The organism is Neisseria zoodegmatis, assembly GCF_900187305.1.
Lineage (GTDB): Bacteria > Pseudomonadota > Gammaproteobacteria > Burkholderiales > Neisseriaceae > Neisseria > Neisseria zoodegmatis.
The window spans coordinates 1,490,617-1,503,243 of the sequence record NZ_LT906434.1 but is presented as its reverse complement, the minus strand read 5'-3'; the positions used below and the strand labels follow the sequence as shown (position 1 = coordinate 1,503,243).

Below are 12,627 nucleotides of genomic sequence, written 5' to 3'. Positions count from 1 at the left end.
TGGAGCTGGATAAGTTATGCTACTTTGCTGGCAACGGCGTTGCGTTCTACTTCAACTTCTACGCCGCGGGCAATTTCAACAGTGAAAAATTGTTCGCTCACTTTTTTTACGGTGCCTTTGAAACCGGAAGCCAGCAACACTTTGTCGCCTACTTTCAATTCGGCAATCATGGCTTGGTGGGCTTTAAATTTCTTTTGCTGAGGACGCATGATTAAAAAGTAAAACACCACGATAATCAAAATCATCGGTGCCATCGACATAAGAAAGTTGGGTTGTGCGGCATCGGCGGCGTAAGCAAAATCGATCATAGTTTTCCATTCCTTTTTTGATGGGGGCGGCAAACGATTTGGATTGCCGTCTGAAATAAGCTATTCTAAAGGGCAGGGCGGATTTTTCCAAGAAATTTCCGTGTTGATTAACTATATTTAGCATAAATTACTTGAATATGGCGGCTTATGGCGGCGGCAAATCAAGGATTTGCAGAGAAAAATAACAATGAACAAAATAGTACGCTATATGCGTTTGCAGTTACGCCGCATGCTCGGGCGGCAGGCAAGGGCGGCTTGGATAAGCCATCCTTTATTTTTGCATTACGGATGCGGGAACGGACATCCTGAATCTGCCGAACGGATTAAAGCAATTGAGGCGGAAATAAAAAAACAAGGGTTTTGGGACGTATTCCAAAAAATCGAAGCGGCCGAAGTATCCGACAGCCAGCTGGCTTTGATTCACCCGCGTAAATATCTGCGCTTTTTGGAATCGGTACAGCCGCAACCGGGGAAAATTTACCGTATCGACGATGATACGGTGATGGGCAGCGGCGCTTTAGAGGCGGCACGTTATGCGGCAGGAGCGGTGGCGGCGGCGGTTGATATGGTGATGAAAGGCGAGGCTTTCCATGCTTTTTGTGCGATACGCCCTCCCGGCCATCACGCCAAAAGTGATCAGGCGGGCGGATTTTGCTTGGTCAACAATGTCGCTGTCGGCGTAATGCATGCGATTGCGCGCTTTCGACTGGAAAGAATTGCCGTTGTCGATTTTGACGTTCATCACGGCGACGGTACGGCTGAAATCTTTAAAGACGACCCCCGTGTGCTTTTTCTCAACAGCTACGAAGAAGATTTGTTTCCCTTCCCAAATCAGGAAAGCACCGAAAAGCCTTCCCCCTATGCAGTCAATATCCCGCTTGCGCCAAACAGCAGCAGTCGCGACTTTAGGGAAACCGTACGCAAACATTGGCTGCCGAAACTGCTTGCTTTTCAGCCTGAGCTGGTTTTGCTTTCTGCCGGCTTTGACGGTCATAAATCGGATGAAACAGGCCGTCTGAATCTGCATGAGGCCGATTATGCGTGGCTAACCCACAAGCTTATTCAGACGGCCTCAAGCTGCAAAGGCAAAATTGTTTCTGTATTGGAAGGCGGCTATACTTTGGATAGTTTGGCAAAATCATCAGCGGCGCATTTGTATGTTTTGGCCGGACTGGGCAAGCCTGAATGTGCTGTTATTTACGATAAGTTTTTAAAATCTGAGCATGCTTAAACGCTTGAATCAGGATCTTTCGTTAAAAACTACCTAGGGTTTCTGAAAGAACAAAAAGCCAAATAAAAAAACGCTGCATTTCCCATCACAACGGATTTGCAGCGTTTTTTTATAGGCATATCAGATTATGGCGACAACCGCTCTTTCAACCAATTTTCTTTTTCCAAGCGGTATTGGATGCGGTCGTGCAGGCGGCTGGGGCGACCTTGCCAAAATTCTACGCGGTCGGGAATAACCACATAGCCGCCCCAATGCGGCGGTCTCGGTACATGCAGCGGATGTTTCAACCCTATCGCTGCTGCGCGTGTTACCAGCACCGATTTGCCTGAAATCACTTGGCTTTGTTCGCTCGCCCATGCACCGATGCGGCTGGTGTAGGGGCGGCTTTCAAAATATTCGTCGGATGCGGTGGCATCCAATTTTTCCACCCGCCCTTCAATGCGGACTTGGCGTTCCAACTCGGGCCAAAAGAAGGTGAGGGCGGCGAAAGGGTGGGCTTCAAGCGCCCGTCCTTTTCTACTGTGGTAATTGGTAAAAAATACAAAGCCTTGCGGATTGACTTCCTTCAACAGCACTTGTCTGTTTTCGGGGCGGTCGTCTGAATTGACCGTAGCGATATTCATCGCGGTTGGTTCGTTCACTTCAGCGCGGATGGCTTCGTTGAGCCAGCGTTCAAACTGTTTCAGCGGGCTGGCATCACAATCGGCTTCAGAAAGCTCTTGTTTGCTGTAATCTTCGCGGATATTGTGTAAGTCCATCTTTTTGTCTGCTTACAATATGGTTTACGGGATTAAAGATTAGATGAGGCCGTCTGAAAAAATTCAGACGGCCTGTATCTTGGCTTATTGGGGTTGTACGATAAACGGCATATCAACTTTTTCCCATTGCTCGCTTTCGTAGTCCAACGCGCCGGCAATCAGGGGATGCTCGTCAAGCCATTGTTTGTTGATGCGCAGGGTAAAGCCTTTGCCGCCGTCGTTGCTGCGCAGTTGAGTGTGTTGGGGCAACTCAAGCGGCAGGCGGTTGCGGCAGAATAGGGCGCCCAAACGCAAAGACAAAATGGCAAACCACATCATTTCGCTTTCCACCAAAGGAATCATCTTGCGCACATCGCCGCGGTGGCCGAGCACCAGCAGCGATAAAATATTCTGCTCTTTACGCGAAAAACCGGGCATATCGGCATTTTCGAGAATGTAGGCCGAATGCTTGTGATAGCCGGTGTGGGCGATATCGATGCCGATTTCGTGCAGCATACCCGCCCAGTTGATGTATTGTTTCCAATAGGCAAGCTCTTGCACGGGAGTGTTTTGGGTATGGCAAATGCTTTCCATGATTTTCTGCGCAGCAGAGGCAACCCGCAAGGCTTGGTTTTTGCTGACGTGGTAACGCTTTTGGAATTCGGCCGTGGTTTGGTCGCGCATATCTTCGTTGAGTTGGCGGCCGATTAAGTCGTAAAACACACCGTCGCGCAGCGCGGCTTCGGTTACGATCATTTTTTCGATGTCGAGTTCTTCAAAAGCCGCCATCATCACCGCCAAACCGCCGGCAAATACTTCAACGCGCTCGGGCTTCATCGCCTCAAAACGTGCTTTTTTAACACTTCCCGCGCTCACGATTCTATCGGCCAGCTTTTTCATGCCCGCGTAAGTAATATCGGCTTCTTGAGGATTTTCGGCCGCAATCACGTCGCGGATGGATTTGGCAGAACCCGACGTGCCGACGGCAAAATCCCAGCCGGTACGTTTCATGGATTTGCTGATGCGCTGGATTTCGTTGCGGGCAGCGGTAATGGCCGCCTGAAAATCTTTCTGACTGATTTTGTTTTGGAAAAAACGCATGCTGTAAGTAACACAGCCCAAAGCCAAACTTTCGGTCAACATAGGTTGCAGATCGGAACCGATCACAAATTCGGTCGAACCGCCGCCGATGTCGATAACCAGCATTTTGTCGCCGTTGGGCGGAAGAGTGTGTACCACGCCGGTGTAAATCAAACGCGCTTCTTCGCGTCCGGCAATGACTTCTATGGGAAAGCCCAAGGCGGCTTCGGCTTTGGGAATAAATTCCTCAATGTTTTTGGCCACACGGAAAGTGTTGGTTGCTACGGCACGCACCTGCTCCGGTTCGAAACCTTTCAAGCGTTCGCCGAATTTTGCCAAACATTCCAAAGCACGCTCTTGAGATGCTTGGTCTAGGTTTTTCTGGCTGTCTAAGCCGGCGGCAAAACGAACCATTTGTTTCAATGAATCAATGACTTTGAGTTGGCCGTTGTTGATTTCGCAGATTTGCAGGCGGAAGCTGTTGGAACCTAAGTCCACCGAGGCGAGTACATTGGGGGTCATATTCAGAAGATGAAGGGGAAAATATTGAGAAGTGCAAATGTTACCGTGCACTCGTGGCGCTGTCATCCTTGCCTAAAATAAGTATTTGTAACTTATTGATTAAAATTATAGCTTTCACGCAGATTGGTCTAAACGGAGTGGGGTGCTAAGTGTTGGAAGCCGAGATAAAAAGCTTTAAAAAGTTTGAAATACGTCCCAACCGAACTTCCCAATCAATACACACAACAGCGCCATAAACCCGAAACGTAAAAACTTCGTACCGCCGCGCATGGCTAAATAAGAACCAACCAATCCACCGCAAAGATTAGCCGCGGCCAACGGCAAAGCCCACGCCCAAACGATATGCCCGTGAGGCACAAAAAACGATAGGGCGGCAATGTTTGTCGTCACATTAATCACTTTCGCAGAAGCCGTGGCTGCCAAAAAGTCGTAAGCAAAAAAGCGCACGAATACAAAAGCAAGCAGGCTGCCTGTGCCGGGGCCGAATAAGCCGTCGTAAAAGCCGATAAGGGCTCCGGAAAACAAACCCCAGCCGTATTCTTTGCGGGTTAGTGCAGTTTGTCGGACGACTTGCCCCAAGTCTTTTTTACTGAACGTATAAACCACCATCAGCACCATAATCACCAGCATCACGGGCTTGAGGTAGCGGACGGGCAGATAAGCCACCAGATTTGCGCCGGAATAAGAAGCGAGAAAAGCCAGCAGAGCCGCCGGCAACAGCATTTGCCACGGCACGGCGATTTTGCGGACAAACTGTGTTGTGGCGGTTACCGTGCCGCAAAAAGATGCGAATTTATTGATGCCCATTATCGGGCTGACTGCCATAGAAGAAGGCAGAATGTTGAACAATGCGGGAATTTGGAGCAAGCCGCCCCCGCCGACTGCGGCATCCATCAGCCCGGCGGAAAAACCGGTCAGCAAAAGCAGAATAATATGGGAATCCATGGTTGTTATCACGTTTTCATGCCTGCGCATTCAGAGAGTTTTATGTGCAAGCAAAATTTTTGGCTCTGCATGATACCAAACCGGCGCAAGCCCCGAAAAATATGTGCCGTAGAACAGCGTTTTTTGTGTATGGAAAAAGGCCGTCTGAAAAAGTTTTCAGACGGCCAGAGACCTTTGCAAAGCCCTCAGATGTGGATGCAGTTCAAGGCGTAGCAGCACAGCGAGTGCAGACATATCATATAGATAGGCAAACGAGCGAGCAGCGCACAACGCAGAAATGCGCCGCAGATGGGGGGGGTTGCAAAGGTCTCGGGAAATTTATTTGTTGCGGTTGGTCATCGTAGTAGGGTGTTTACCTACCCGCTCAATCACCCGTTGCCGTAAAACTTCAACGTTGGCCGGTCTGCCGTCTTCACAAAAAGCGCGATACAGCGGCGCACGGACAGGGTCGGCACTATTTAAAATGGCACCAACCGGCTTCCATTGGGCGTTGCGCGGCGTAATCCAGCGTTTGTTCACGGTGTCGCCGTAGCCGAAAATTTTAAACGAAGAACGTTTACTTTCCTTGATGGAAAACGAAGTATCCGCGCAAAACAAACCTTCGGCGCTTAAATTATCATGCCCTTGTTTTGACTTCACATTCAATACATAGCGCACAGAGGTATCCGGAGCGATGGTCAGGCTGTCGAGCAGGATTTTCGGCTGTTTGTCGAATGTGTTGCCCACATAAATATCAAACCAGTTGCCGCTGCGCGTATCGGGAAAAGCAGGTAAGCCGATGTCGGCTTCTTTAAAATCTTTCGCGGCTTTTTCAGCCTCGCTTTCCTGATATCGGTTGTTCTCCAAAGTGTCTTTATCATGGCGCGGTGCAGCAGTGGATACAGCCGAAACCGCCAGCAGCAAAGGCAAAAGAAAAAAGCGCATGGTGTTCTCCATAGTTTAGACCCGCGTCATTGTAGGGATGCGGGTAAGAGGCTGCAACTTGGAAAAACGGAATATTCCCTATCTTCACAGCTTTTTACGCTACGGCAACTTGTTGAGGCCGTCTGAAAAAGCTGCCGTAAACCTCTGATTTGTATTCTGCAATTTCAGACGACCTCTAAAATTGCTATTCAGCCGAATCAAGTCATCAAATGCCGCATACGCCAATTCAAGCCCGTTTTATGCTAAAATCGCACGAAATTTTTTCTGTGAAATACCAAATATCACCATGACCGACGCAACCACCCGCAACGACCACCACTTCGCCAAAGAAACCATTCCCATCAGCCTAGAAGACGAAATGCGCCGCAGCTACCTCGATTACGCCATGAGCGTGATTGTGGGGCGTGCGCTGCCCGATGTGCGCGACGGCCTGAAGCCCGTTCACCGCCGCGTGTTATATGCCATGCACGAGCTGAAAAACAGTTGGAACAGCGCTTATAAGAAGTCTGCCCGTATCGTCGGCGACGTGATCGGTAAATACCATCCGCACGGCGACAGCGCGGTGTACGACACCATTGTGCGCATGGCTCAAGATTTCTCGATGCGCTATGTGTTGGTCGACGGGCAGGGCAACTTCGGTTCGGTAGACGGCGATGGCGCGGCGGCCATGCGTTACACCGAAATCCGCATGGCGAAAATCGCCCATGAAATGATGGCGGATATCGAAGAAGAAACCGTTAATTTCGGCCCCAACTACGACGGCAGCGAGAGCGAGCCTTTGGTTTTGCCGACCCGTTTTCCCGCTTTGCTGGTTAACGGTTCTTCGGGCATTGCCGTCGGTATGGCCACCAATATTCCGCCGCACAATCTGCCCGACACCATTGATGCCTGCCTGCAATTGCTGGCTCACCCCGAAACCGGTATCGACGAATTAATCAACATTATCAAAGCGCCGGATTTCCCCACCGGTGCAACCATTTACGGTTTGGGCGGCGTGCGCGAAGGCTATAAAACCGGCCGCGGCCGCGTGGTGATGCGCGGTAAAACGCATATCGAACCCATCGGCAAAAACGGCGAACGCGAAGCCATCATCATTGATGAAATTCCCTATCAGGTGAATAAAGCCAAGCTGGTGGAAAAAATCGGCGAGCTGGTGCGCGACAAAGTGTTGGAAGGCATTTCCGATCTGCGCGACGAATCTGACAAATCAGGCATGCGCGTGGTTATCGAACTAAAGCGCAACGAAAACGCCGAAGTGGTATTGAACCAGCTCTATAAGCTCACCCAGCTGCAAGACAGCTTCGGCATCAATATGGTGGCGTTGGTCGACGGTCAACCGCGCCTGCTGAACCTGAAACAAATTTTAAGCGAGTTTTTGCGCCACCGCCGCGAAGTAGTTACCCGCCGCACCTTGTTCCGCCTCAAAAAAGCGCGTCATGAAGGCCATATCGCCGAAGGTAAAGCCGTGGCTTTATCGAATATCGACGAAATGATTCAGCTGATTAAAGAATCTGCCGATGCGCCCGAAGCCAAAGAAAAACTGCTCGCGCGTCCGTGGCAATCCGGCTTGGTTGGAGAAATGCTGTCGCGCACCGACTTGGATATGCAGATGGCCCGCCCGGAAGGCCTGCCTTCGGGATTAGGTTTGCAAAACGGCGGTTATTACCTAAGCGAATTGCAGGCAGATGCCATTTTGCGCATGAGCTTGCGCAACTTGACCGGTCTCGACCAAGACACAATTGTCAATGATTACAAAACCATCATGGCTCAGATTATTGATTTCTTGGATATTTTGGCAAAACCCGAGCGAATTACTCAAATCATCCGCGAAGAATTGGAAGAAATCAAAACCCATTTCGGCGATGAGCGCCGCAGCGAAATCAATCCGTTTGGCGGCGATATTGCCGATGAAGATTTGATTCCGCCGCGTGAAATGGTCGTCACACTGACCCACGGCGGCTATATCAAAACCCAGCCGACCACCGATTATCAAGCGCAACGCCGCGGCGGCCGCGGCAAACAAGCAGCGGCAACCAAAGACGAAGACTTTATCGAAACCTTGTTTGTGGCCAATACGCACGATTATCTGATGTGCTTTACCAGCTTCGGCAAATGCCATTGGATCAAAGTGTACAAACTGCCCGAAGGCGGCCGCAACAGCCGAGGCCGTCCGATCAATAACGTGATTCAGCTTGACGAAGGAGAAAAAGTCAGCGCGATTTTGGCTGTGCGCGACTTCCCGGAAGATGAATACGTTTTCTTCGCCACCGCGCAAGGTATGGTGAAAAAAGTGCAACTTTCCGCCTTTAAAAACGTACGCGCACAAGGCATTAAAGCGATTGCACTCAAAGAAGGCGATTCATTGGTAGGCGTGGCCCGAACCTCCGGTTCCAGCGATATTATGCTGTTCTCCAACTTGGGTAAGGCCATCCGTTTTAATGAATACTACGAGCAACGCAACGGCGATGCCGATGAGGCCGAAAATGAAAACGAAGATTCAGACGGCCTCAACGAAGCGGAAGACAATAGCGACGAAAACGGCGAAACACCGGCCTTGAAAGGAAACGGCGTGCGCCCGAGCGGACGCGGCAGCGGCGGCCTGCGCGGTATGCGCCTGCCTTCAGACGGCCGCATCGTCAGCCTGATTACCTTCTCTCCCGAATGCGAACAAGACGAAACCCTGCAAGTGTTGACCGCCACGGCCAACGGTTACGGCAAGCGCACGCCGATTGCCGATTATAGCCGCAAAGGTAAAGGCGGGCAGGGCAACATTGCCATCAATACCGGCGAACGCAACGGCGAACTGGTGGCCGCGACATTGGTTGCTGAAACCGATGATTTGATGCTGATTACCAGCGGCGGCGTCTTAATCAGAACCAAAGTCGACCAAATCCGCGAAACCGGCCGTGCCGCAGCGGGTGTGAAACTGATTAATTTGGATGAAGGCGAAACATTAGTGAGCTTGGAGCGTGTGGCGGAAGAACCCGAAGAGGCAGAAGCTCCCCTTGAAGAAGCAAATAACGGAGAAGCAAACGCATCTGACGATACGGCGGTAGATGCAGACCAAGCTGGTGATGACATCTCCGAGTAATCAAAACATGTATTAAGAGGCCGTCTGAAAGCTTCATTCTTTCAGACGGCCTTTACCGATGAGACAAATAATGACTGACAACGAAGTAAATCAATCTAACAACCAAACGGTTCCCGAGCAACACAAACGCAGCATCCGCAGCTTTGTTTTGCGCCAAGGGCATATGACTGCCGCCCAGCAGCGTGCCATTGATACCATGTGGCCTCAATTCGGGATCGACTATCAAGCAGACCCGGCAGATTTGAACAAAATGTTTGGCCGTGATAATCCGAAGGTGTTGGAAATCGGTTTCGGCATGGGCACGGCTACCGTAGAAATTGCCAAACGCCTGCCTGAAAAAGACTTTTTAGCTATTGATGTGCACGGCCCCGGCGTAGGCAATATTTTTAAACTGATTGAAGAAGAACAGATAACGAATATCCGGGTGATGCGCCACGATGCCGTGGAAGTAGTGGAAAATATGTTAAGCGACGGTTCACTTGACGGCATTCATATTTTCTTTCCCGATCCGTGGCACAAAAAGCGCCATAACAAGCGCCGTTTGGTGCAGATACCGTTTGTTGCCAAGCTGTTGCCCAAATTAAAAACAGGCGGTTATATCCATTTGGCAACAGATTGGGAAGAATATGCGGTTCAAATGCTTGAAGTGTTAAGCAGTTTTGATTATTTGAGCAATACCGCCGCAGATTACGCGCCTACACCCGAATACCGACCTGAAACCAAGTTTGAAGCGCGTGGAAAACGTTTGGGGCATGGTGTGTGGGATTTGGTGTTTGTAAAGAAATAATGTGTTGGTGCGTTATTTATAACCATACAAAAAGCTGCCTTAAGGCAGCTTTTCTAATATCTTTATCAGCCGACACGGTAAAAAGCCAAACTACCCAAAAGATTGGGGAGAATATTAATACGTTTCCCGGCAGTCATAACCGTGCGTTCCAACACACGGATATGGTTTTTGGCACACAAACGGTCGAAATCCTGCAAAGTACACCAATGAATATTGGGCGTGTTATACCATTGATAGGGCATGCGTTCAGATACTGGCATATGCCCGCACAATCCGATTTGCAGGCGGTTGCGCCAGTAACCGAAGTTTGGAAAAGACACAATGGCTTGCTTGGCAACACGGGTAAGGTCTTGCAAAATGGTTTCGGTATTCTGCATCGCCTGTATGGTTTGGCTGAGTACGAGAATATCGAAGCTGTTGTCGCCGAAATCTTGCAACCCTTGCTCCAAATCCGCCTGAATCACGCTCACGCCGCGCTCTATCGAAGCGATAACGCCTTCCGTATCGATTTCTACACCGTAACCGGTACACTGTTTGCGTTGAATCAAGGCGGAAAGCAGTTCGCCGTTACCGCAGCCCAAATCCAACACGCGGCTGCTTTCGGGAATCCAGTCGTAAATCAATTGCAAATCATCGCGTAATTCAGTCATGGGCGCATTCCTTGGCAACATTGTTCATATAGGCACGCACAGCGCGGATATAGGGTTCGTCGGCCATTAAAAAAGCATCATGACCGTGGTGCGATTCGACTTCGATATATTGGACATGTTTGCCCGCCCTTACCAAATGCTTCACCAATGCACGCGAGCGGGCGGGAGCAAAGCGCCAGTCGGTGCTGAAGCTGGCTACGAAAAACTTGGCTTGGGTGGTTTTCAGGGCGGCAACCAAATCGTTACCGAACTCGGCGGCAGGGGCAAAATAATCCAAAGCTTTGGTCATGCGCAAATAAGTATTGGCATCGAAGCGTTCGGCAAATTTATCGCCCTGATAGCGGAGGTAAGATTCCACTTCAAACTCAACATCATAGCCGTATTGATAGCCGTTGCTGTGCATGTTGCGCCCGAATTTTTTGCCCAAACCTTGTTCGGCAAGATAAGTAATGTGCCCCATCATGCGAGCTATACGCAGACCGCGGCGGGGGATGGTATTGTGGCGGCGGTAATGGCCGTCGTGAAAGTCGGGGTCGGTAATAATTGCTTGTCGGGCAACGTCATTGAAAGCAATATTTTGAGCAGAGAGACGGGTAGAAGAGGCGATAACCAAAGCGTGCCTTACCCGTTCGGGAAAGTCTATTGCCCACTGTAATGCCTGCATACCGCCCAAGCTGCCGCCGATAATGGCAGCCCATTGTGTGATGCCGAAATGGTCGGCTAAGAGCGCTTGGCTTTTTACCCAGTCTTTTACGGTAACGACGGGAAAGTCCGCACCGTATTCTTCTCCGGTTTCGGGGTTGATACTCAAAGGACCGGTGCTGCCGTGGCATCCGCCGAGATTGTTTAAACCCACAACGAAAAAGCGGTTGGTATCGACCGGTTTGCCCGGGCCGACCATACTATCCCACCAGCCGGGATATTTGTCTTCCAGGCTATATCTGCCGGCTACATGATGGTTTCCGGAAAGTGCATGACAAATTAAGACGGCATTGGATTTATCGGCATTCAAGCTGCCGTAAGTTTCCACCATCAGATCGAAGCGCGGCAGCGTTTGACCGTTTTGCAGGGCAAGCGGAACGTCAAACGGTATTTTTTGCGGCAGAGCAACCAACGCATCAGTATTGTGTGTCATAGCAGTCAGCAAAACTTGGTAAAGCGGGTATTATAGCCGTTTGATTATGATTTGTGCACAACCGCTGCCAAAGGTGTTTTGCCTCGAAGTTTTTCAAACGGCCTCAATTTTCATGCTGTAAATTTCTGTAAAGCAGGCTGGCTTTTGAGTGGAATTGCCCTATATCTTCGTTATTCATGCTTTGAAACGGTTTGCTTCGAAGCATGATTGGTTTTCTTGCAAGATACTTATAGTTTTTTATGATTAGCTTTATTTGAACTATAAATTATCTATCTTGGGAATATTGGTTAAAATAATCGGCCAATTTCTAGTTTCCCCTTAATCTAAACGTTTTAAACAGGAGTATCAAAATGGCTTTAGTAGATCGTACCGGTCAGCAAGTACCGAGCGTTGTATTCCACACCCGCGTCGGCGATTCTTGGAAAGATGTTTCTACCGATGATTTGTTCAAAGGCAAAAAAGTAGTGGTATTCTCTTTGCCGGGCGCATTTACCCCCACTTGTTCTTCTACCCACCTGCCTCGCTACAACGAGCTGGCCAAAGCGTTTAAAGAAAACGGCGTAGACAACATTTTGTGCGTATCTGTAAACGACACTTTTGTAATGAACGCTTGGGCTGCCGACGAAGAGTCTGACAACATCATCATGGTTCCGGACGGCAACGGTGAATTTACCGAAGGCATGGGCATGCTGGTTGACAAAGACAACTTGGGCTTCGGCAAACGCTCTTGGCGTTACTCTATGCTGGTAAACGACGGCAAAATCGAAAAAATGTTTATCGAGCCGGAAAAAGAAGGCGACCCCTTTGAAGTTTCCGATGCCGACACCATGCTGAAATACGTTGCTCCGAACTGGAAAGCTCAAGAGTCTGTGGCCATCTTCACCAAACCCGGTTGCCAATTCTGCGCCAAAGCTAAAAAAGCTTTGGACGACAAAGGCTTGGCTTACGAAGAAATCGTATTGGGCAAAGATGCCAGCATCGTTTCCGTACGCGCCATTACCGGTAAAGCAACTGCTCCTCAAGTATTTATCGGCGGTAAATACATCGGCGGCAGCGAAGATTTGGAAGCATACTTGGCTAAAAACTAATTCGATTTAGTTCATTTATACACCGGGCCGTTTAGCGAAGCTCACTCAAGTTCGCTTTCAGACGGCCCGGCTGAATAGCTTAAGGGTTATTCAGGCAGTCGCGGGCCGATGCGGACGATACTGCCTGAA

The 12,627-nt window shown here is 49.7% G+C and carries 12 protein-coding genes; 4 read left to right on the top strand and 8 right to left on the bottom strand.

The window, feature by feature from the left end; genetic code table 11:
* Positions 1–14: 14 nt before the first annotated feature.
* Complete coding sequence (yajC, locus tag CKV66_RS07060) at positions 15–308, bottom strand: preprotein translocase subunit YajC (RefSeq protein ID WP_085359098.1); 294 nt, start codon at positions 306–308, stop codon at positions 15–17.
* A 187-nt stretch (positions 309–495) separates the two neighbouring features.
* Between yajC and CKV66_RS07055 the strand changes: the two genes are divergently transcribed.
* Complete coding sequence (locus CKV66_RS07055) at positions 496–1,539, top strand: histone deacetylase family protein (RefSeq protein ID WP_085362623.1); 1,044 nt, start codon at positions 496–498, stop codon at positions 1,537–1,539.
* 125 nt (positions 1,540–1,664) lie between these two features.
* Here the strand turns inward: CKV66_RS07055 and pdxH are convergent, their stop codons facing one another.
* The 5 genes from pdxH to CKV66_RS07030 form a co-directional block, all read right to left on the bottom strand.
* Complete coding sequence (gene pdxH / locus CKV66_RS07050) at positions 1,665–2,297, bottom strand: pyridoxamine 5'-phosphate oxidase (protein ID WP_085362624.1); 633 nt, start codon at positions 2,295–2,297, stop codon at positions 1,665–1,667.
* Between the two features lie 84 nt (positions 2,298–2,381).
* Positions 2,382–3,878, bottom strand: coding sequence for an exopolyphosphatase (ppx, locus tag CKV66_RS07045; RefSeq protein WP_085362689.1), 1,497 nt, complete (start codon positions 3,876–3,878; stop codon positions 2,382–2,384).
* Between the two features lie 174 nt (positions 3,879–4,052).
* Positions 4,053–4,823 (bottom strand): sulfite exporter TauE/SafE family protein, encoded by a 771-nt coding sequence (locus CKV66_RS07040; protein ID WP_085362625.1) that lies wholly within the window; start codon positions 4,821–4,823, stop codon positions 4,053–4,055.
* 156 nt (positions 4,824–4,979) lie between these two features.
* Positions 4,980–5,141 carry a lipoprotein signal peptidase gene (locus CKV66_RS12580; RefSeq protein ID WP_085362626.1) on the bottom strand — a complete coding sequence of 54 codons (162 nt, stop codon included), beginning with the start codon at positions 5,139–5,141 and terminating at the stop codon, positions 4,980–4,982.
* A complete protein-coding gene (locus CKV66_RS07030) occupies positions 5,142–5,747 on the bottom strand; it encodes a CNP1-like family protein (protein ID WP_085362690.1) in 606 nt (201 codons plus the stop codon).
* A 286-nt stretch (positions 5,748–6,033) separates the two neighbouring features.
* Here CKV66_RS07030 and gyrA point away from each other — a divergent pair, with 286 nt between their 5' ends.
* Complete coding sequence (gene gyrA, locus CKV66_RS07025) at positions 6,034–8,838, top strand: DNA gyrase subunit A (protein WP_085362627.1); 2,805 nt, start codon at positions 6,034–6,036, stop codon at positions 8,836–8,838.
* Between the two features lie 70 nt (positions 8,839–8,908).
* The gene (gene trmB, locus CKV66_RS07020) at positions 8,909–9,625 is read left to right on the top strand and encodes a tRNA (guanosine(46)-N7)-methyltransferase TrmB (protein WP_085362628.1); all 717 of its coding nucleotides are present in this window, start codon (positions 8,909–8,911) and stop codon (positions 9,623–9,625) included.
* Between the two features lie 65 nt (positions 9,626–9,690).
* Here the strand turns inward: trmB and metW are convergent, their stop codons facing one another.
* Entirely contained in the window at positions 9,691–10,275 is a 585-nt protein-coding gene (gene metW / locus CKV66_RS07015; protein ID WP_085362629.1) for a methionine biosynthesis protein MetW, read from the bottom strand.
* Positions 10,268–11,410, bottom strand: coding sequence for a homoserine O-succinyltransferase MetX (metX, locus tag CKV66_RS07010; RefSeq protein WP_085362630.1), 1,143 nt, complete (start codon positions 11,408–11,410; stop codon positions 10,268–10,270). The genes metW and metX overlap by 8 nt, the downstream gene beginning before the upstream one ends.
* 350 nt (positions 11,411–11,760) lie before the next feature.
* Between metX and CKV66_RS07005 the strand changes: the two genes are divergently transcribed.
* Positions 11,761–12,498, top strand: a complete 738-nt coding sequence (locus CKV66_RS07005; protein ID WP_085362631.1) for a glutathione peroxidase — start codon at positions 11,761–11,763, stop codon at positions 12,496–12,498.
* The last annotated feature ends 129 nt before the right edge of the window (positions 12,499–12,627 follow it).

Bases quoted from the DNA above. Each gene is read 5' to 3' on its own strand.
- CKV66_RS07040 (WP_085362625.1), bottom strand. From the start codon at position 4,823: ATGGATTCCCATATTATTCTGCTTTTGCTGACCGGTTTTTCCGCCGGG.
- pdxH (WP_085362624.1), bottom strand. From the start codon at position 2,297: ATGGACTTACACAATATCCGCGAAGATTACAGCAAACAAGAGCTTTCT.
- ppx (WP_085362689.1), bottom strand. From the start codon at position 3,878: ATGACCCCCAATGTACTCGCCTCGGTGGACTTAGGTTCCAACAGCTTC.
- yajC (WP_085359098.1), bottom strand. From the start codon at position 308: ATGATCGATTTTGCTTACGCCGCCGATGCCGCACAACCCAACTTTCTT.
- gyrA (WP_085362627.1), top strand. From the start codon at position 6,034: ATGACCGACGCAACCACCCGCAACGACCACCACTTCGCCAAAGAAACC.
- CKV66_RS07030 (WP_085362690.1), bottom strand. From the start codon at position 5,747: ATGCGCTTTTTTCTTTTGCCTTTGCTGCTGGCGGTTTCGGCTGTATCC.
- metW (WP_085362629.1), bottom strand. From the start codon at position 10,275: ATGACTGAATTACGCGATGATTTGCAATTGATTTACGACTGGATTCCC.
- trmB (WP_085362628.1), top strand. From the start codon at position 8,909: ATGACTGACAACGAAGTAAATCAATCTAACAACCAAACGGTTCCCGAG.
- CKV66_RS07055 (WP_085362623.1), top strand. From the start codon at position 496: ATGAACAAAATAGTACGCTATATGCGTTTGCAGTTACGCCGCATGCTC.
- metX (WP_085362630.1), bottom strand. From the start codon at position 11,410: ATGACACACAATACTGATGCGTTGGTTGCTCTGCCGCAAAAAATACCG.
- CKV66_RS07005 (WP_085362631.1), top strand. From the start codon at position 11,761: ATGGCTTTAGTAGATCGTACCGGTCAGCAAGTACCGAGCGTTGTATTC.